Origin of the sequence: Sporosarcina trichiuri, from assembly GCF_030406775.1 — a bacterium.
GTDB lineage: Bacteria > Bacillota > Bacilli > Bacillales_A > Planococcaceae > Sporosarcina > Sporosarcina trichiuri.
Window position 1 is genome coordinate 2627380 of record NZ_CP129119.1, and the last position, 20289, is coordinate 2647668.

Below are 20289 nucleotides of genomic sequence, written 5' to 3' on the forward strand. Positions count from 1 at the left end.
GAGCGCCGGGCTGAACAGTGAAGTAGGCCGGACGTCTTGTCTGCGTTATAGACATTGAGCGGCAAGACAGGATATCCCTGTCCTTGCCGAAACAAGAGTGGAACCACGCAAACGCGTCTCTGTCGTCAGACAGGGGCGTGTTTTTTGTTGGCGCAGCCAAGACCGCCAAACGGCTTCGGTCCGGCCGGATGCTGTTCACCAAACTCAGAAAGGGGAACGACATGTTTTCTCGAATGAAAGAAGACATCCACTGCATTTTCGACCAGGATCCTGCTGCCCGGAGCACTTGGGAAGTCGTCCTCACTTACTCAGGCCTGCATGCGATCTGGACACACCGGCTGGCGCATGCATTCTACAAGAGAGACTTGCGTTTTGCAGCCCGTGTCCTCTCCCAGGTGGGACGTTTTTTCACAGGGATCGAAATCCATCCCGGCGCAGTCATCGGACGCAGGCTGTTCATCGACCATGGGATGGGCGTGGTCATCGGAGAGACGTGTGAAATCGGTGATGACGTAACCATCTACCAGGGGGTGACCCTCGGCGGCACCGGAAAAGAGAAAGGCAAGCGCCACCCGACACTGCACGACGGTGTCCTCGTCGCAACGGGGGCGAAAGTACTTGGCAATATCATCATTGGAGAGAACAGCAAAGTCGGTGCAGGATCGGTCGTCCTGAAAGACGTGCCTGCCGATTCCACAGTTGTCGGCATCCCCGGCAAAGTGGTCATCGCGAACGGTGTCCGGGTCAAAGACCGCCTGAGCCATTCATTTCCCGATCCTGTATCCGACCGGTGCCAGATCCTCGAGGACCGGATCGCCCGCTTGGAAGCCGAGCTTGCTGCTGTACGGAAGGAACTGCCCACTACTTCAGAAAAGGATGATGTGTGATGACAATCCAGATTTATAACACGCTGACGCGGAAGAAAGAACCATTCGTTCCGCTCGAAGAAGGTAAAGTGAAAATGTACGTATGCGGACCGACCGTCTACAACTACATCCATATCGGGAATGCGCGTCCGGTCATCGCATTCGATACGGTCCGCCGCTACTTGGAATACCGGGGATTCGATGTCACCTATGTCTCGAATTTCACGGATGTCGACGACAAGATCATCAAAACTGCAAATGAGCTCGGCGAAGAAGTGCCGGAGCTGACGGAGCGTTTCATCCAGGCATACTTTGAAGATGTCGGCGCGCTCGGATGCGGAAAGGCGGATATGCATCCCCGTGTCACCGATCATATCCAGGATGTCATCGACTTCATTGCCCTGCTCATTGAAAAGGGCTATGCATACGAAGCGGAAGGAGACGTCTATTTCCGGACACGGAAATTTGATGGATACGGTAAATTGTCTCACCAGTCCATCGATGAACTGAAAGTCGGAGCACGCATCGAAGCGAGCGAACGGAAAGACGGTGCGCTCGACTTCGTCCTTTGGAAAGCAGCGAAAGAAGGCGAGATCTCCTGGACGAGTCCGTGGGGGGAAGGCCGTCCCGGCTGGCATATCGAATGCTCTGTCATGGCCCGGCAGCTGCTCGGCGACACAATCGACATCCACGCCGGCGGCCAGGACTTGACCTTCCCGCATCACGAGAATGAAATCGCCCAGTCCGAAGCGCTGACAGGCGAGCCGTTTGCGCGCTACTGGATGCACAACGGATATATCAATATTGATAATGAAAAAATGTCGAAATCCCTCGGGAACTTTGTTCTGGTGCATGACATCATCCAGCAGATCGATCCGCAAGTGCTGCGGTTCTTCATCCTGTCCGTCCATTACCGGTCTCCGGTGAACTTTGCTCAGGATCTTGTGGAGAGCGCAGCGAACGGACTCGGCCGGATCCGGACAGCCTACGAAAACATCGGTCACCGTCTTGCGGTCTCGGCGGATAATGGCGACCAGCATGATATCTGGCTGCATAAGATCCGGCAGCAGCAGATACTGTTCGAAGAAGCGATGGACGATGACTTCAACACAGCAAACGCCATTGCCGCGATTTTCGAACTCGCCAGTCTCGCCAATGTGTATCTGCGTGAGAAGAATACGGAAACGGCAGTGCTGGAAGCGTTCCAGGAGACGTTCCGCAGGCTGATGTCCGTCCTCGGCCTCCCATTCCGCGACAAGGAAGAGCTGCATGATGATGCGGTGGAACAGCTGATCGAAGACCGTCAGACGGCCCGCAAAAACAAGGACTTCGCCCGTGCGGATGAAATCCGCGACACACTGAAGGCGCAAGGGATCCTTTTGGAAGACACGGCCCAGGGAGTCCGGTGGAAACGCGCATGAAGGACTATACATTGCGCACGCAGGATGTGCGCCAGCTGAAAGCCCTCTCGCTGGCCTACATGGGGGATGCCGTCTTCGAGCAGGCCGTGCGTGAGCACCTTCTCCGCTCGGGACGCGTTAAACCCAATGTGCTGCACAAAGAAGCGACGACCTATGTCTCGGCCAAAGCGCAGGCCGCCATCTTGCGGACCATGGTGGAGGAAGACTTCCTGACAGAGGAAGAGTTCGCTGTCATGAAGAGGGGCCGCAATGCCAAGTCGGGATCCGTCCCGAAAAACACGGATGTTGTGACGTACAACCACAGTTCCGCGTTCGAAGCGGTCGTCGGTTTCCTGTATTTGCTCGGGGACAGCGAAAGGACTGGGGAGTTCATCCGAAAAGCGATCGAAATTGCAGAAGGAGGAGAGCGGAATGCCGGAAATTGATGGTGCCGAACTGATCGGCGGCAAGAATCCTGTTGCAGAGGCCCTGCGATCAGGACGGGAACTCAATAAAATCTGGGTTGCGGAAGGGCTGAACAAGCAGAGTATCGGTGAAATCACGACACTCGCCAAAAAGGCGGGGGTCGTCGTGCAGGCTGTTCCGAAAAAGAAGCTGGATCAGCTGCTCGATGTGAATCACCAGGGAGTCATTGCCTCAGTCGCGGCCTACAGCTATGCGGAACTGGATGACGTCTTTGCAATCGCCGAGCAGCGGGGTGAAGACCCGTTCATCCTGATGCTTGACGAGCTGGAGGATCCCCATAACCTGGGGTCCATTCTCAGGACGGCGGATGCTGCGGGCGTCCACGGCATCGTGATCCCGAAACGGCGTTCTGTCGGACTGACGGGCGTTGTGGCGAAAGCCTCCACGGGGGCCATCGAGCACATCCCGGTTGTCCGTGTTGTGAATCTCGGCCAGACCGCCGATGAACTGAAGAAACGGGGTGTCTGGATAGCAGGGACGGATGCACGCGGTTCGGCCGACTACCGGACGATGGATGCGACGCTGCCTCTTGCCATCATCATCGGCAGCGAGGGGAAAGGGATGTCCCGCCTGCTGAAAGAGAAGTGTGATTTCCTGTATCATCTGCCGATGCGCGGGCATGTCACATCCCTCAATGCCTCTGTGGCTGCATCACTCCTCATGTATGAAGTCATGCGCAAACGGCTGCCGCTCACACCGGCGCCGTGAAGAAAGATATTCTGCTGGTCGATGGCTATAACATCATCGGTGCCTGGCCGGAACTGCAGGAACTGAAACGGGTGAAGCTCGCGGAAGCAAGAGACCGGCTGATCGATCGGCTGGCCGAGTATCAGGCGTTCAAAGGGTGGCGTGTCATTATCGTGTTCGATGCCTACCTGGTCCCCGGTATCGAGAACAAACAGAAACAATCGAATGTGGAAGTGGTGTTCACAAGGGAAAATGAGACCGCCGACGAGAGGATCGAGAAATTCGTGGCGGAACTCTCCGGCCGGCGTGTCCAGCTGCACGTTGCAACATCCGATCGTACGGAGCAGTGGATGATCTTCGGGCAGGGAGCCCTGCGGATCTCGGCTCGTGAGCTGGAAATCGAACTGCAGGACATCGACCGGATCATCACGGAGAAAGTGAAAAAGATCCAGGAGGACCGGTCCTTCTCCAAGATCCAGCTGTCGCAGGAAGTGGCGGAAATCTTCGAAAAGTGGCGACGGGGGAACAGATGACCGGTTGACGCAAAAAAATCTACTGCGCTATAATTGACATACTAGTATGACAGACCGGAGTGATGGGAATGGCGGAGAAGACAGTACCTGCACCGAGACCAGCAGACTTCAGCACTTTTTCCGATGAACAGATGATCGGAATCATCCAGCAGGGGAACACGGATGCCCTCGATTTCCTGATTACAAAATACCAATCCTTCGTCCGCATGAAAGCGAGATCCTATTTCATGATGGGCGGCGACAGGGAGGATATCATCCAGGAAGGCATGATCGGTCTGTACAAAGCGATCCGCGACTTCCGGCCGGACCGCCTCAGTTCGTTCAAAGGGTTTGCCGAACTGTGCATCAAACGGCAGATCATCACAGCCATCAAGACCGCTACCCGTCAGAAGCATATCCCGCTGAATTCATCCGTCTCGCTGGACAAGCCGGTGTTCGATGAAGAATCCGACCGGACCTTGCTGGATGTGCTGACGAATGCAGAAAACGACGATCCGGAAAACCTGATGATCTACAAAGAGGAGTTCGTCCAGATGGAACTCGAGATGAACAAAGTGCTCAGCGGCCTTGAAAAAGAGGTGCTCGGCCTCTATCTGGACGGACAGTCCTACCAGGAAATCTCGCAGGAGCTGAATCGCCAGGTGAAATCTGTCGATAACGCGCTCCAGCGCATCAAGCGGAAACTTGAGCGCTTCATGACAGCCGGCGCGCCGACGTGAAACATCGCCAATTTTCTGACTAACATCGCGTTGACAGAGAATAGGTTAGGTGGTACTCTTTATCAAGACTATGGAAAGACTAGGTGTTCACTAGAAATGTCAAATAAAATTGTAGTTAGCTGTGAGAAATGCGGTTCCAGAAACTATTCGCTCCCGGCAGCAAGCGGCCGATCCGCAGAACGCCTGGAGCTGAAAAAATACTGCAGCCATTGCAATACGCACACATTACACAGACAAACAGCGTGAGGGTCTGGCTTGACTGAAGGCCGTCATATCTACTATTCGGAGGTTTGCAAAAGAATGGGCAAGATAACAAGTTTCTTCAAAAATGTTGTCACGGAAATGCGGAAAGTCAGCTGGCCGAAACGGAAAGACCTGACACGCTATACGATCGTCGTACTCAGCACAGTCGTCTTCATGGCTGTCTATTTCGGTCTTGTGGATCTTATCTTATCACGGGTCATGGAATGGTATGTTGCGTTATAATAGGGCATGTTAAATAGCATCTTGAAAATATCCCGTCTGACTGAAAGCACGGGTTTTTTCATTTTGACCAAAAAGGAGGGACGGACGCACAGTCCTCAGCGCTATGGAAATGGAGAAAAATTGGTACGTCGTCCATACGTACTCAGGTTACGAAAACAAAGTGAAAGAGAATTTGGAGAAGCGTGTCGAGACGATGGGCATGCAGGATAAGATCTTCCGGGTCATCGTTCCTGAAGAAGAAGAAACGGATTTCAAAGAAGGCAAGAAGCGGACGGTCATGCGCAAAACCTTCCCGGGTTACGTACTGGTTGAAGTCATCATGACGGATGATTCCTGGTATGTCGTCCGGAATACACCGGGCGTCACGGGGTTCATCGGTTCATCAGGCGGCGGCGCGAAGCCGACGCCGCTGCTGCCGGAGGAAGTGGAATTCATCCTCAAGCAGATGGGGGTGAAAGACAAGAAGATGGACGTCGATTTCGAGATCGGCGAGATGGTGGAAGTGCTGGAAGGACCGTTCGCGGGCTTCCAGGGCAAAGTCGAGGAAATCGAACTGGACAAAGGGAAGGTCAAAGTATCCGTCGACATGTTCGGACGTGAGACGAACATGGAGCTGGACTTCGGGCAGGTTGAACGCACCGATTGAAAAAAATCGTGCGTTCCCTCTTGCAAACCTGAGAAAATGATGGTATTATTTCAAAGGTCAGACGTCGTTTTGTCTGGACGTATTAACAAAATTCTACCGGCAGCCGCCGGCAGGCACATATTGAGTGGGAGGGGCAACCCAAATACCACATCACGGACTTAAGGAGGTGTGTCTCGTGGCTAAAAAAGTAATTAAACTTGTGAAACTGCAGATTCCTGCAGGGAAAGCAAACCCAGCACCGCCAGTTGGACCGGCGCTCGGTCAAGCGGGTGTGAACATCATGGGATTCTGTAAAGAATTCAATGCGCGTACATCTGACCAGGCAGGTTTGATCATTCCTGTTGAAATCACTGTATTCGAAGATCGTTCATTTACATTCATCACAAAAACTCCGCCGGCAGCAGTTTTGCTGAAGGTTGCAGCTAACATCCAAAAAGGATCAGGCGAACCGAACAAATCGAAAGTTGCAAGCGTGAAGCGTGATCAGGTTAAAGAAATTGCTGAACAGAAAATGCAGGATTTGAACGCTGCGTCTGTTGAAGCGGCGATGGCAATGGTTGAAGGTACTGCTCGCAGTATGGGAATCACGATCGAAGACTGATCGTTTTTGCGCATCCATTGAACATTGTTACGGGGGTTGCGGTCGTTCGTAAGAACACGCAACCCTTACTCGTGGGAGGACCATTCCGCTAAAACCACAATCGAGGAGGAACTATCAGATGGCTAAAAGAGGTAAAAAGTTCGTAGAAGCTGCGAAGCTTGTAGACCGCACAGCGGCATACGACCTGACTGAAGCGATTGAACTCGCTAAGAAAACAAGCACGACAAACTTCGATGCTACAGTTGAAGTGGCTTTCCGTCTCGGAATCGACACACGTAAAAACGACCAGCAGATCCGCGGAGCAGTCGTACTGCCGAACGGCACTGGTAAAACACAGCGCGTACTCGTTTTCGCAAAAGGCGAAAAACTGAAGGAAGCGGAAGCAGCAGGTGCTGACTATGTCGGCGATGCTGAATATATCGCGAAAATCCAGCAAGGATGGTTCGACTTCGACGTGATCGTTGCGACACCTGACATGATGGGTGAAGTCGGTAAAATCGGACGCGTGCTCGGACCAAAAGGTCTCATGCCGAACCCGAAAACCGGCACAGTTACATTCGATGTAACGAAAGCTGTCGAAGAGATCAAAGCAGGTAAAGTTGAATACCGTGCGGACAAAGCTGGGATCATCCACGCGCCGATCGGTAAAGTTTCGTTCGATAACGAGAAGCTTACAGAGAACTTCAACGCTGTCTTCGAAGTGATCCAGAAGGCGAAGCCGGCTGCAGCAAAAGGTACGTACATGAAGTCTGTTGTTGTGACAACGACTATGGGACCTGCTGTAAAGATCGATACTTCTTCAGTAACTGTAAAATAATCAGTTGACAGATGCCCTGCCGTTTGGTAGGATAACGTTTGTTACAATATACGATTTGTACCGCAGACAGCAGGGGCGCCAGCGCTTAATCATCCTGCCGAGGGACAAGACGCTCTTTTTCGAAATGAAAAGATGACGACTTTCCAGCCCTCCGTCTGTTTAACAGATCGGAGGGCTTTTTATGCATATGGTATGAATGCCCCTATACTAAACAGGAGGTGTCAAGATGAGCACAGTATTAGAAGCAAAAAAAGCGGTTGTAAGTGAAATCGCGGACAAAATGAAAGCTTCTGCTTCCATGGTCGTCGTTGACTACCGCGGTCTTAACGTTGCGCAGGCAACTGAACTGCGTAAGCAACTTCGTGAAGCAGGCGTGGAGTTCAAAGTCTACAAAAACTCAATGGCCCGCCGCGCTGCTGAAGAGTCAGGCCTTGAAGGTCTGAACGAACATCTTACAGGCCCGAACGCAATCGCGTTCTCGACTGAAGATGTCATCGCGCCAGCACGCGTACTCAACAACTTCGCAAAAGATAACGAAGCTCTGGAGATCAAAGCAGGTGTCATCGAAGGCTCGATCGCTTCTGTTGAAGAAGTGAAAGCATTGGCGACTCTTCCTTCACGCGAAGGACTTCTCTCCATGCTCCTCAGCGTACTGCAGGCACCGATGCGCAACTTCGCATTGGTTACCAAAGCGGTTGCCGAATCGAAAGAAGAACAAGGCGCATAATTCTGCGGCCTGACAAAATCACGGGATAGCCCGTAAAAACACATCCATTAGGAGGAACTATAATGACTAACGCGCAAATCTTAGACGCTATCAAAGAAATGTCTGTTCTTGAACTTAACGACCTTGTAAAAGCAATCGAAGAAGAATTCGGCGTAACTGCTGCAGCTCCTGTTGCTGCTGGCGCAGGCGCTGGTGCTGGAGAAGCAGCTGCTGAGCAGACTGAATTCGACGTAATTCTTGCTGGCGCTGGAGACCAGAAAATCAAAGTCATCAAAGTCGTTCGCGAAATTACAGGCCTTGGCTTGAAAGAAGCGAAAGAAGTTGTTGATAACGCTCCGAAGCCGATCAAAGAAGGCGTTGACCAGGCAGAAGCTGACGAACTCAAAGCTAAACTTGAAGAAGTCGGTGCTTCTGTAGAAGTTAAGTAATAGCCGGATTGCGGAGAAAGGCTCGTCTTTTTGACGGGCTTTTCTCCGTTTTTTTATACAATAAATCAGGCGGAGGAGGTCTGGGCGGAAGATGGCGGATCACTACTATACAAAAAATCCCGATGTCAAAAGCCAGCCCCGTCACTGGAGCACCGTACTGCGAGGGCGGAACTTCGCGTTCGCGACAGATGCAGGGGTATTCAGTAAGGGAGATATCGACTTCGGTTCCAAGCTGCTGATCGAAACGTTTCAGGTGCCCGGAACAGATGGGGATGTGCTCGATGTCGGATGCGGGTACGGGCCTGTAGGGCTGGCGGTCGCGTCACTGCTTCCCGAGCGGACGGTGCAAATGGTCGATGTGAATGAGCGGGCTTTGAGACTGGCCGAGACTAATGCGGAAAAGAATGCGATCGGAAATGTGGAAATCTTTTCGAGCGATGCGCTTGACCAAGTGACTGCCGGAGGATTTGCGGCAGTATTGACCAATCCGCCGATACGGGCTGGAAAAGAGACGGTCTTCAAAATTTATCGGCAGGCATATGACCGTTTGGCATCAGGAGGGGAACTGTGGGTTGTCATTCAGAAGAAACAGGGGGCGCCTTCCACGGAAGCGGAACTCAAGAAACTGTTTGGCAATGCAGAGATTGCGGCAAAAAGCAAGGGGTATTACATTTTCAAGTCGAAAAAACATTGACGGTGGATGGACCTTGTGGTAGCATTATAAAATGCAACAATAAATATACTGCATTCGTATGCCTATTTATACACATTGCATAAGCAATGGAAATCTTAGGTATACTGACGTTGGATAAAAGATTGGTAAATCGAAAATGAGCTCTAGCCGGAACTCGTTTTCTTTTTGTTTTTTCGATATCATACACTATTTTTGTGATTTCGGAAAGACTTATTATGGGCTGTTTGGGCAGCATGGCGTGATTTTTGTGCCGGCTCGGAAGGATCATGCATGCCGAAATGGGCTCTATTATTGTCTTATGAGGGGTGAAAGAGTTGACAGGTCACTTAGTTCAGTACGGTCAACACCGTCAGCGCAGAAGTTTCGCGAGAATCAGCGAAGTACTCGATCTGCCGAATTTGATTGAAATCCAGACGGCATCTTATGAATGGTTTTTGGAAGAGGGCCTCAGGGAAATGTTCCACGACATCTCCCCGATCCAGGACTTCACCGGAAATCTTTCATTGGAATTCGTCGATTATCAGCTAGGCGAGCCTAAATATCCTGTGGACGAATCGAAAGAGCGCGATGTGACATTCGCCGCGCCGCTTCGTGTAAAAGTGCGGCTGCACAATAAAGAGACGGAAGATGTGAAAGAACAGGATGTCTTCATGGGAGACTTCCCGCTCATGACCGAAAACGGAACGTTCGTCATCAATGGTGCCGAGCGCGTCATCGTTTCCCAGCTCGTCCGCTCACCGAGTGTATATTTCAATGACAAGACAGATAAGAACGGCAAGCGCGGATTCGGGGCGACTGTCATTCCGAACCGCGGTGCATGGCTTGAATACGAAACAGACGCAAAAGACATCGTTCACGTGCGGATCGACCGTACGCGGAAATTGCCGATCACTGTTTTGATGAGAGCGCTTGGTTTCTCAAGTGACCAGGAAATCATCGACCTGATCGGTGACAACGAATACCTCCGAAACTCTCTTGAAAAAGATAACACGGAAAACTCCGAAAAAGCATTGCTCGAAATTTACGAACGCCTCCGTCCAGGAGAACCGCCGACATTGGAAAGCGCGAAGAATCTCCTCTTCTCACGCTTCTTCGATGCGAAGCGATATGACCTGGCGAATGTCGGACGTTACAAGATGAACAAGAAACTCCACCTGCAGAACCGTCTGTTCAATCAGACGATCGCAGAAACGCTGGTCGACCCTGAAACCGGCGAGATCCTGATCGAAAAAGGCCAGCTGATCGACCGCCGTACGCTTGATAAGCTGCTCCCTCATTTCGAAAACGGTTTGGGCATGGTGGAACTGTCACAGGCAGGCGGTGTACTGGATGAGCCAATCCGGATCCAGTCCGTCAAGATCTATGCACCAAAAGGTGAAGAAGGCCAGATCATCAACGTAATTTCCAACGGGTCCATCGATGATTCCATCAAACATGTCACACCGGCGGATATTATCGCTTCTGTCAGCTTCTTCTTCAACTTGCTCCATGGTGTCGGTACAACAGATGATATCGACCATTTGGGGAACCGCCGCCTCCGTTCAGTCGGTGAACTGCTGCAGAACCAATTCCGCATCGGTTTGTCGCGGATGGAACGTGTCGTCAAAGAACGGATGTCGATCAACGACACCCAGTCGATCGTCCCTCAGCAGCTCATCAATATCAGACCGGTCATCGCGTCCATCAAAGAGTTCTTCGGCAGTTCCCAGCTGTCCCAGTTCATGGACCAGACGAACCCGCTTGCGGAACTTACGCATAAGCGCCGTCTGTCAGCACTCGGACCGGGCGGACTGACACGTGAACGTGCGGGCATGGAAGTCCGGGACGTCCACTACTCGCACTACGGCCGCATGTGTCCGATCGAAACGCCGGAAGGTCCGAACATCGGGCTGATCAACTCCTTGTCCACCTTTGCGAAGGTCAACAAGTTCGGCTTCATCGAAACACCTTACCGGAAAGTCGACCCGGATACAGGACGTGTCACGGAACGCATCGACTATCTGACTGCAGATCTCGAGGACAACTACGTAGTTGCGCAGGCAAATGCGCCGCTCAACGATGACGGCACCTTCGTGAACGAAGAAGTTGTCGGCCGTTTCCAAGGGGACAACACGGTGTTCAAACGCGAACAGATCGACTACATGGACGTATCGCCGAAACAAGTTGTTTCCGCAGCGACAGCATGTATTCCGTTCCTTGAAAACGATGACTCCAACCGTGCCCTCATGGGAGCGAACATGCAGCGGCAGGCGGTGCCTCTCCTTAACCCGAAAGCACCGTTCGTCGGAACTGGTATGGAGCACGTATCTGCACGTGACTCAGGTGCAGCCGTCGTATCCCGCTATGAAGGGGTCGTCGAGCACGTGGAAGCGAAAGAGATCCGCGTCCGCCGCATCAGTGTCGTGGAAGGCAAGGAAGTCAAGGGTGACCTTGATGTCTACCGTCTGTCCAACTTCATCCGTTCGAACCAGGGGACATGCTACAATCAGCGCCCGATCGTCCGTGTCGGCGACCGTGTATCCAAAAAGGATATCCTCGCAGACGGACCATCCATGGAGAATGGTGAAATGGCACTCGGTCAGAATATCCTGATCGCCTTCATGACTTGGGACGGCTATAACTACGAGGATGCGATCATCATGAGCGAACGTCTTGTGAAAGACGATGTATTCACATCCGTCCATATCGAGGAATACGAATCGGATGCACGTGATACGAAACTCGGACCGGAAGAGATCACCCGCGACATTCCGAATATCGGTGAAGATGCACTGCGCAACCTGGATGACCGCGGAATTATCCGTATCGGTGCAGAAGTGCACGACGGCGACATCCTTGTCGGGAAAGTGACACCGAAAGGGGTTACTGAACTGACAGCCGAAGAACGGCTCCTGCATGCGATCTTCGGGGAAAAAGCCCGTGAAGTGCGTGATACGTCGTTACGCGTACCGCACGGCGCAGGCGGAATTGTCCTTGACGTAAAGGTGTTCAACCGCGAAGACGGCGACGAGCTTGCACCGGGCGTCAACCAGCTGGTGCGCGTCTATATCGTGCAGAAGCGGAAGATCTCGGTCGGAGATAAGATGGCGGGACGTCACGGTAACAAAGGTGTCATCTCCCGCATCCTCCCTGAATCGGATATGCCGTTCATGCCGGATGGTACTCCGGTGGATGTCATGCTTAACCCGCTCGGCGTGCCATCACGGATGAACATCGGACAGGTTCTGGAAATGCACCTTGGTATGGCGAGCCGTTCACTTGGTGTGCATATGGCTTCGCCGGTATTCGACGGTGCGAACGAGGAAGATGTCTGGGATACGATGGAAGAGGCAGGTATGGACCGTGACGGGAAAACCGTTCTCTATGACGGCCGTTCCGGAGAAGCATTCGACAACCGTGTGTCTGTCGGTATCATGTATATGATCAAACTCGCACACATGGTCGATGATAAGCTCCATGCCCGTTCCACAGGGCCATACTCACTCGTCACACAGCAGCCGCTCGGCGGGAAAGCGCAGTTCGGCGGACAGCGTTTCGGGGAGATGGAAGTGTGGGCGCTTGAAGCCTATGGTGCTGCTTATACACTCCAGGAAATCCTGACAGTGAAGTCGGATGACGTCGTCGGACGTGTGAAAACATACGAAGCGATCGTCAAGGGTGACAGCGTGCCGCAGCCGGGCGTACCGGAATCCTTTAAAGTTCTCATCAAAGAACTGCAGAGCCTTGGATTGGATGTCAAAATGCTTTCGGAAGACTTCCAGGAAATCGAATTGCGAGATCTGGAAGACGATGACGATATGCAGCCGACAGACGCATTGAACCTCATGAAAGAAGACCAGCCTGTCTGAAACCGTCAGGCGTAACCAATAAAAAAACGGGGGCACTGTCCCCCTTTTTGTGATGAACACAGGGCCAGCAAGGCAGCGACTAGACTAGAGGGAGGTAGGCTCCTTGGTAGATGTTAATAATTTTGAGTATATGAAAATCGGGCTCGCTTCACCGGATAAGATCCGTTCGTGGTCTTACGGGGAAGTCAAAAAACCCGAAACGATCAATTACCGCACATTGAAGCCTGAAAAAGATGGGTTGTTCTGCGAGCGTATTTTCGGACCGACAAAGGACTGGGAGTGCCATTGCGGCAAGTATAAGCGCGTTCGTTACAAAGGCGTTGTCTGTGACCGGTGCGGCGTGGAAGTCACCCGCCAGAAAGTGCGCCGGGAACGGATGGGCCACATCGAACTTGCAGCGCCTGTCACACACATCTGGTATTTCAAAGGGATCCCGAGCCGGATGGGTCTGATCCTGGATATGACACCGCGTGCGTTGGAGGAAGTCATCTACTTCGCTTCGTATGTTGTCGTCGATCCGGCTGATACGCCGCTTGAGCGGAAACAGCTGCTGTCCGAGAAGGAATATCGTCTGTACCGTGAGAAGTACGGCACGAAATTCACGGCGCTCATGGGAGCGGAAGCGATCGAACAGCTTCTGTCCGCAATCGATCTCGATAAAGAGACGGAGAGTCTGAAAGAAGAACTGAAAACAGTCCAGGGACAGCGCCGCACACGTGCGATCCGCCGCCTGGAAGTTGTCGAGTCCTTCCGTAACTCAGGAAACCGTCCGGAATGGATGGTTCTCGAAGTGCTGCCGGTCATCCCGCCGGAACTCCGTCCGATGGTACAGCTGGATGGCGGCCGTTTTGCAACGTCCGACCTGAACGACTTGTACCGCCGCGTCATCAACCGGAACAACCGCCTGAAGCGTCTTCTGGACCTGGGGGCACCTGGCATCATCGTGCAGAATGAGAAGCGGATGCTGCAGGAGGCCGTTGATGCTCTTGTCGACAATGGCCGCCGCGGCCGTCCGGTAACCGGTCCGGGCAACCGTCCGCTGAAATCCCTCTCGCACATGCTGAAAGGGAAGCAGGGGCGTTTCCGTCAGAACCTTCTCGGTAAGCGTGTCGACTACTCCGGCCGTTCCGTTATCGTCGTCGGACCGAACCTGAAGATGTATCAGTGCGGTCTGCCGAAAGAAATGGCGATCGAACTGTTCAAACCGTTCGTCATGAAAGAGCTTGTCGAACGCGGACTTGCACATAACATCAAGAGTGCGAAGCGTAAGATCGAACGCCTCCATTCCGAAGTATGGGATGTGCTGGAAGAGGTCATCAAGGAACACCCAGTTCTTCTGAACCGGGCCCCTACGCTGCACCGTCTCGGCATCCAGGCATTCGAGCCGATGCTCGTTGAAGGGCGCGCCATTCAGCTGCACCCGCTCGTCTGTACGGCATACAACGCCGACTTCGACGGTGACCAGATGGCTGTCCACGTGCCGCTTTCCGCGGAAGCGCAGGCGGAAGCACGGCTCCTGATGCTTGCCGCGCAGAACATCTTGAACCCGAAAGACGGAAAACCTGTAGTTACACCGTCCCAGGATATGGTTCTCGGTAACTATTACCTGACACTGGAGCGTGAAGGTGCAGTAGGAGAAGGGAAAACATTCAGCAATGTGAATGAGGCGCTGATCGCCTATCAGAACGGTCATGTCCATCTCCACTCCCGTATCGCCATCCAGGCAGGCTCGCTGAAAAACCCGACATTCACGGAAGAGCAGAACCGCAAACTGCTGATCACAACTGTCGGTAAGCTGGTATTCAATGAAATTCTGCCGGAATCATTCCCGTATATCAACGAGCCGACCCAGCAGAACCTCCAGGTGGAAACGCCGGATATGTATTTCGTCCCGGGGACAACTGATGTACGGGAACATATTAAAAATGCTGAAGTCGTTTCGCCGTTCGTGAAAAAATATCTTGGAAATATCATTGCGGAGATCTTCCGCCGTTTCCACATCACCGAAACGTCGAAGATGCTCGACCGCATGAAAAACCTGGGATTCAAATATTCCACACGTGCCGGCATCACGGTAGGTATCTCCGATATCGTCGTTCTTCCGGACAAACACGATATACTGCAGGATGCACAGGAGAAAGTGGACAAAGTGACACAGCAGTTCCGCCGCGGACTCGTGACGGAAGAAGAGCGGTATGACCGCGTCATCTCGTATTGGAGCCACGCGAAGGATGTCATCCAGGACAAACTGATGGGCTCCCTTGAAAACACAAACCCGATCTTCATGATGAGTGACTCGGGGGCACGTGGTAACGCGTCGAACTTCACGCAGCTCGCAGGAATGCGTGGACTGATGGCCAACCCGGCTGGACGTATTATCGAACTGCCGATCAAGTCATCGTTCCGTGAAGGTCTGACAGTACTCGAGTACTTCATCTCTACACACGGTGCACGTAAAGGTCTTGCGGATACAGCTCTGAAGACAGCCGACTCCGGTTACCTGACACGCCGCCTCGTAGATGTTGCACAGGATGTCATCGTCCGCGAAGACGACTGCGGAACCGACCGGGGACTTGAGATTACCGCGCTGACAGAAGGTGTGGAACTGATCGAATCCCTTGAGGAACGGATCGAAGGCCGGCACGCGAAGAAGAGAGTGCTCCATCCTGAAACAGGTGAAGTGCTTGCGGAAAAAGATCAGCTCATCACAGCCGACGTTGCACAGACTATCGTCAATGCCGGTATTACATCGATGTCGATCCGTTCGGCATTCACATGTAACACGAAGCACGGTGTGTGTAAGAAATGCTACGGCATCAACCTGGCGACAGGCGAAACGGTTGAAGTGGGAGAAGCGGTCGGTATTATCGCTGCCCAGTCGATCGGTGAGCCGGGAACCCAGCTGACGATGCGTACATTCCACACAGGCGGTGTTGCAGGAGATGACATCACATCAGGTCTTCCGCGTATCCAGGAGATCTTCGAATCGCGGAACCCGAAAGGTCAGGCTGTCATCTCGGAAATCAAAGGTATCGTTACGGATATCGACGAAATCCGCGAAGGACAGAAAGAAATCACTATCAAAGGCGACGTCGAGACGCGCAAGTACCTCGCGCCGTATAACGGCCGTCTGAAAGTGGCTGTGGAAGATACGGTCGAACGCGGTCAGGCACTGACGGAAGGCTCCGTCGATCCAAAAGAACTGATTGTCGTCAAAGACGTTTCGACTGTACAGGAATACTTACTGAAAGAAGTACAGAAAGTATACCGGATGCAGGGTGTTGAAATCGGCGACAAACACGTTGAAGTCATGGTCCGTCAAATGATGCGGAAAGTGCGTGTCATCGAAGCGGGCGATACGGAACTGCTGCCGGGATCACTTCTGGACATCCACCAATTCTCGGATGCCAACACAGAAGTCCTGAAAACGGGCAAACTGCCGGCAACAGCACGTCCTGTCATCCTCGGAATCACGAAAGCGTCGCTTGAAACGGAATCCTTCCTTTCGGCCGCGTCCTTCCAGGAAACGACACGAGTCCTCACCGACGCAGCCATCAAAGGCAAAACTGATGAACTGCTCGGCTTGAAAGAGAACGTCATCATCGGTAAACTCGTACCGGCGGGAACAGGCATGCAGCGCTACCGCGGCATTGAACTTGACCGCGAAGAAGAACTTGAAGAAGACGCAGTATCTGCAGAGTAATGATCAATGCAAACGGGAGGAGCCAGCCTCCTTCCGTTTTACATTTTTATTGTTGACACGGCTCCGCGCAGATGGTACTATACAAAAGGTTGATAGTTGAATGTCTGTACTTTGGAGGATATCATCATGTCTTATGATAAAGTCTCACAGGCAGAGAAGCTGATCATCGGTACAAAGCAAGCAGTGAAAACGATTCGCCGGAATAAGGCGCATGAAGTCTTCATTGCACAGGATGCAGAGGATCGGGTGACTGGTCCGGTAATTGAAGAAGCTGCCAGACAGGACATTCCGCTGACATATGTCGAATCGCGGACTGAGCTTGGGAAAGCATGCGGAATTCAAGTGGCTGCATCAGTGGTCGTCATCACTGATTAACGGTTTTTGCACGCATAAAAGTGCAAAACCTTTGTTTTTACCCAAAAATGAACCACCTGGATGTGTGGTCTTAAAAGAAGTTGGAAGGAGGAAAAAAACCGATGCCTACAATTAACCAATTGGTCCGCAAACCACGTAAATCGAATACTAGCGGCTCGAAAGCTCCGGCACTTGGAAAAACGTATAACAGTTTCAAAAAGTCGATGACTAACGTCAACTCGCCACAAAAACGAGGTGTCTGCACACGTGTGGGCACAATGACACCGAAGAAGCCGAACTCGGCCCTTCGTAAATATGCTCGTGTACGTTTGACAAACACTCTGGAAGTCAACGCATATATCCCTGGTGAAGGCCACAACCTTCAAGAGCACAGTGTTGTTCTGATCCGCGGAGGACGCGTAAAAGACTTACCGGGTGTCCGTTACCATATCGTTCGTGGTGCGCTTGATACTGCCGGTGTAACTGGCCGTATGCAAAGCCGTTCACACTACGGTGCGAAAAAGCCTAAAGAGAAAAAATAATAAAGCAGCAACTATTTTGAAAGGAGGAACACAACATGCCTCGTAAAGGTCCAGTTGCAAAACGTGATGTTTTGCCAGATCCGATTTATAACTCGAAGCTAGTTACTCGTCTTATCAACAAAATGATGGTAGACGGTAAAAAAGGTACTTCTCAGAAAATTTTATACGGTGCGTTTGAACTTGTGAAGGAGCGTTCAGGAAACGATCCGATCGAAGTGTTCGAAGCAGCGCTTAACAACGTAATGCCAGTTCTTGAAGTGCGTGCACGCCGTGTCGGCGGAGCGAACTACCAAGTACCGGTGGAAGTCCGTCCGGAGCGCCGTACGACTCTTGGTCTCCGCTACCTCGTGAACTATTCACGCACACGTGGTGAAAAGACGATGGAAGAACGTCTTGCGAACGAAATTCTTGATGCATCGAACAACACAGGCGCATCTGTAAAACGCCGTGAAGAAATGCACAAGATGGCAGAAGCGAACAAAGCATTCGCTCACTACCGCTGGTAAGATCCATTCGTTCACTAAATCGTTATTCCGATATGGAAGGAGCAATACAAAATGGGTAGAGAGTTCTCCTTAGAGAATACTCGTAACATTGGTATCATGGCTCACATCGATGCTGGTAAAACAACAACGACTGAGCGGATCCTTTATTACACAGGCCGAATCCACAAAATCGGTGAAACGCACGAAGGTGCATCACAGATGGACTGGATGGAGCAGGAACAGGAACGCGGAATCACGATCACATCGGCTGCGACAACAGCAAGCTGGAAAGGTCACCGCGTAAACATCATTGATACACCGGGACACGTAGACTTCACAGTTGAAGTTGAACGTTCACTCCGTGTACTCGATGGTGCTGTAACGGTCCTTGACGCACAGTCCGGTGTTGAACCGCAGACTGAAACAGTATGGCGCCAGGCAACGACTTACGGCGTGCCTCGTATCGTATTCGTCAACAAGATGGACAAAACAGGTGCAGACTTCATGTACTCTGTAGGAACACTCCATGACCGTCTTCAGGCAAATGCTCACCCGATCCAAATGCCGATCGGTGCAGAGGATGCTTTCGAAGCGATCATCGACCTGGTTGAAATGAAAGCGAACTTCTATCCTGATGACACTGGCATGAACGTAGAAGTCGGTGAAATTCCGGAAGAATACCGTGCAGATGCTGAAAAAGCCCGTGAAAGTTTAGTGGAAGCGATCGTAGACTTCGACGAAAACCTCATGGAAAAATATCTGGGCGGCGAAGAGCTGACAGTTGAAGAACTGAAAGCGGCTATCCGTAAAGCGACACTGGCTGTAGAATTCTACCCGGTCGTTTGCGGTACAGCATTCAAAAACAAAGGGGTCCAGCTCGTATTGGATGCAGTCATCGACTACCTGCCGGCTCCTACCGATCTTCCTCCAATGATGGGGATCAACCCTGAAACAGAAGAAGAAGAAGAGCGTAAAGCCAGCGACGATGCTCCATTCTCTGCGCTTGCGTTCAAAGTCATGACTGACCCTTACGTCGGTAAACTGACATTCTTCCGTGTCTACTCAGGCGTCCTGCAATCCGGTTCGTACATCAAGAACTCGACGAAGGACAAGCGTGAGCGTGTAGGACGTATCCTGCAAATGCACGCAAACCACCGTGAAGAGATTTCAGAAGTCCATGCCGGCGAAATCGCTGCTGCAGTCGGACTGAAAGACACAGGGACAGGCGATACGCTTTGTGACGACAAAGCTCCAGTCATCCTTGAGTCCATGGAATTCCCTGAACCGGTTATCTCTGTTGCGATCGAGCCGAAAACAAAGGCCGACCAAGACAAAATGGGTCAGGCGCTTGGCAAGCTGCAGGAAGAAGACCCGACATTCCGTGCACACACTGACCAGGAAACTGGTGAAGTCATCATCGCCGGAATGGGTGAGCTCCACCTCGACATCATCGTTGACCGCTTGAAGCGCGAATTCAAAGTGGAAGCGAATGTTGGTGCTCCTCAAGTATCGTACCGTGAAACATTCCGTCAAGGCGCTGAGGTCGAAGGTAAATTCGTACGTCAGTCAGGCGGACGCGGACAATACGGTCACGTTTGGATCGAGTTCGAACCGAACGAAGAAGGTGCAGGATTCGAATTCAAGAACGCGATCGTCGGTGGTGTCGTTCCTCGTGAATACATCCCGGCAATCGAGGCAGGCGTACGCGACTCACTGGCTAACGGTGTACTCGCAGGCTACCCGCTGATCGACATCAAGGCCCGTCTCTTCGATGGTTCGTACCATGACGTCGACTCCAACGAAATGGCCTTCAAAGTCGCTGCATCCATGGCCTTGAAAAACGCTGTCAACAAGTGTAAACCAGTACTTCTCGAGCCGACGATGAAAGTCGAAGTCATCATCCCTGAAGAATATATGGGAGACATCATGGGTGACATCACTTCACGCCGCGGCCGCGTAGAAGGTATGGAAGCACGCGGTAACGCACAAGTCGTCCGTGCAATGGTTCCACTTGCGGAAATGTTCGGTTATGCGACAGCACTCCGCTCGAACACCCAGGGACGCGGTGTATTCTCGATGGTATTCGACCACTACGAAGAAGTGCCGAAATCCATTGCAGAAGATGTTATCAAAAAGAATAAAGGCGAATAATTGAAATTCGTCTCCGATTCAAGTATAACTACTTTGTAAGTTATGATTCCGGAGTCATACGGCTCCGGTCCATATCTATAAAACTAAAATCACACTCAATTTAGAGGAGGAACTCC

Annotated in this window: 20 protein-coding genes and 2 other annotated features (1 of these 22 only partly in view); all 20 genes read left to right on the forward strand. The window is 52.0% G+C overall.

The genetic code is table 11. The annotated features are described in order from the left end of the window. Positions 1-124, forward strand: a binding site (T-box leader) (it extends 105 nt beyond the left edge of the window). Between the two features lie 97 nt (positions 125-221). The 20 genes from cysE (at position 222) to fusA (ending at position 20173) form a co-directional block, all read left to right on the forward strand. Continuing rightward, positions 222-887 (forward strand): serine O-acetyltransferase, encoded by a 666-nt coding sequence (gene cysE / locus QWT68_RS13185; RefSeq protein ID WP_040285665.1) that lies wholly within the window; start codon positions 222-224, stop codon positions 885-887. After that, positions 887-2287 carry a cysteine--tRNA ligase gene (gene cysS / locus QWT68_RS13190; RefSeq protein ID WP_290148621.1) on the forward strand — a complete coding sequence of 467 codons (1401 nt, stop codon included), beginning with the start codon at positions 887-889 and terminating at the stop codon, positions 2285-2287. Before cysE ends, cysS begins: the two co-directional genes overlap by 1 nt. Further along, positions 2284-2712, forward strand: coding sequence for a Mini-ribonuclease 3 (locus tag QWT68_RS13195; protein ID WP_040285464.1), 429 nt, complete (start codon positions 2284-2286; stop codon positions 2710-2712). Before cysS ends, QWT68_RS13195 begins: the two co-directional genes overlap by 4 nt. Beyond that, positions 2699-3460: a 23S rRNA (guanosine(2251)-2'-O)-methyltransferase RlmB gene (rlmB, locus tag QWT68_RS13200; protein WP_040285465.1), complete on the forward strand. Its 762-nt coding sequence runs from the start codon at positions 2699-2701 to the stop codon at positions 3458-3460. The genes QWT68_RS13195 and rlmB overlap by 14 nt, the downstream gene beginning before the upstream one ends. Further along, entirely contained in the window at positions 3457-3972 is a 516-nt protein-coding gene (locus tag QWT68_RS13205; protein ID WP_040285466.1) for an NYN domain-containing protein, read from the forward strand. Before rlmB ends, QWT68_RS13205 begins: the two co-directional genes overlap by 4 nt. A 68-nt stretch (positions 3973-4040) precedes the next feature. Then, positions 4041-4691, forward strand: a complete 651-nt coding sequence (sigH, locus tag QWT68_RS13210) for an RNA polymerase sporulation sigma factor SigH (RefSeq protein WP_040285467.1) — start codon at positions 4041-4043, stop codon at positions 4689-4691. A 96-nt stretch (positions 4692-4787) separates the two neighbouring features. Next, positions 4788-4937 carry a 50S ribosomal protein L33 gene (gene rpmG, locus QWT68_RS13215; protein ID WP_082023240.1) on the forward strand — a complete coding sequence of 50 codons (150 nt, stop codon included), beginning with the start codon at positions 4788-4790 and terminating at the stop codon, positions 4935-4937. 54 nt (positions 4938-4991) lie between these two features. Continuing rightward, the gene (gene secE, locus QWT68_RS13220) at positions 4992-5177 is read left to right on the forward strand and encodes a preprotein translocase subunit SecE (RefSeq protein WP_040285468.1); all 186 of its coding nucleotides are present in this window, start codon (positions 4992-4994) and stop codon (positions 5175-5177) included. A 109-nt stretch (positions 5178-5286) separates the two neighbouring features. Beyond that, on the forward strand, positions 5287-5823 hold the full coding sequence (gene nusG, locus QWT68_RS13225) for a transcription termination/antitermination protein NusG (protein ID WP_040285666.1): 537 nt from the start codon (positions 5287-5289) through the stop codon (positions 5821-5823). A gap of 175 nt (positions 5824-5998) precedes the next feature. Beyond that, the gene (gene rplK, locus QWT68_RS13230) at positions 5999-6424 is read left to right on the forward strand and encodes a 50S ribosomal protein L11 (protein WP_040285469.1); all 426 of its coding nucleotides are present in this window, start codon (positions 5999-6001) and stop codon (positions 6422-6424) included. A 118-nt stretch (positions 6425-6542) separates the two neighbouring features. Continuing rightward, positions 6543-7241, forward strand: coding sequence for a 50S ribosomal protein L1 (rplA, locus tag QWT68_RS13235; protein ID WP_040285470.1), 699 nt, complete (start codon positions 6543-6545; stop codon positions 7239-7241). A 42-nt stretch (positions 7242-7283) separates the two neighbouring features. Further along, positions 7284-7432: a sequence feature (ribosomal protein L10 leader region), on the forward strand. 35 nt (positions 7433-7467) lie between these two features. Beyond that, positions 7468-7968 carry a 50S ribosomal protein L10 gene (gene rplJ, locus QWT68_RS13240; RefSeq protein WP_040285471.1) on the forward strand — a complete coding sequence of 167 codons (501 nt, stop codon included), beginning with the start codon at positions 7468-7470 and terminating at the stop codon, positions 7966-7968. Between the two features lie 62 nt (positions 7969-8030). After that, on the forward strand, positions 8031-8396 hold the full coding sequence (gene rplL / locus QWT68_RS13245) for a 50S ribosomal protein L7/L12 (protein ID WP_040285472.1): 366 nt from the start codon (positions 8031-8033) through the stop codon (positions 8394-8396). 91 nt (positions 8397-8487) lie between these two features. Further along, positions 8488-9090 carry a class I SAM-dependent methyltransferase gene (locus QWT68_RS13250; protein WP_040285473.1) on the forward strand — a complete coding sequence of 201 codons (603 nt, stop codon included), beginning with the start codon at positions 8488-8490 and terminating at the stop codon, positions 9088-9090. Positions 9091-9395: 305 nt separating this feature from the next. Beyond that, positions 9396-12938, forward strand: a complete 3543-nt coding sequence (gene rpoB / locus QWT68_RS13255) for a DNA-directed RNA polymerase subunit beta (RefSeq protein WP_179860733.1) — start codon at positions 9396-9398, stop codon at positions 12936-12938. Positions 12939-13041: 103 nt separating this feature from the next. Further along, on the forward strand, positions 13042-16641 hold the full coding sequence (rpoC, locus tag QWT68_RS13260; protein WP_040285475.1) for a DNA-directed RNA polymerase subunit beta': 3600 nt from the start codon (positions 13042-13044) through the stop codon (positions 16639-16641). Positions 16642-16767: 126 nt separating this feature from the next. Next, complete coding sequence (locus tag QWT68_RS13265) at positions 16768-17016, forward strand: ribosomal L7Ae/L30e/S12e/Gadd45 family protein (RefSeq protein WP_040285476.1); 249 nt, start codon at positions 16768-16770, stop codon at positions 17014-17016. Positions 17017-17117: 101 nt separating this feature from the next. Then, complete coding sequence (rpsL, locus tag QWT68_RS13270; protein ID WP_040285477.1) at positions 17118-17537, forward strand: 30S ribosomal protein S12; 420 nt, start codon at positions 17118-17120, stop codon at positions 17535-17537. Positions 17538-17572: 35 nt separating this feature from the next. Then, the gene (rpsG, locus tag QWT68_RS13275) at positions 17573-18043 is read left to right on the forward strand and encodes a 30S ribosomal protein S7 (RefSeq protein ID WP_040285478.1); all 471 of its coding nucleotides are present in this window, start codon (positions 17573-17575) and stop codon (positions 18041-18043) included. Between the two features lie 51 nt (positions 18044-18094). Beyond that, complete coding sequence (fusA, locus tag QWT68_RS13280) at positions 18095-20173, forward strand: elongation factor G (protein WP_040285479.1); 2079 nt, start codon at positions 18095-18097, stop codon at positions 20171-20173. Positions 20174-20289: the final 116 nt, after the last annotated feature.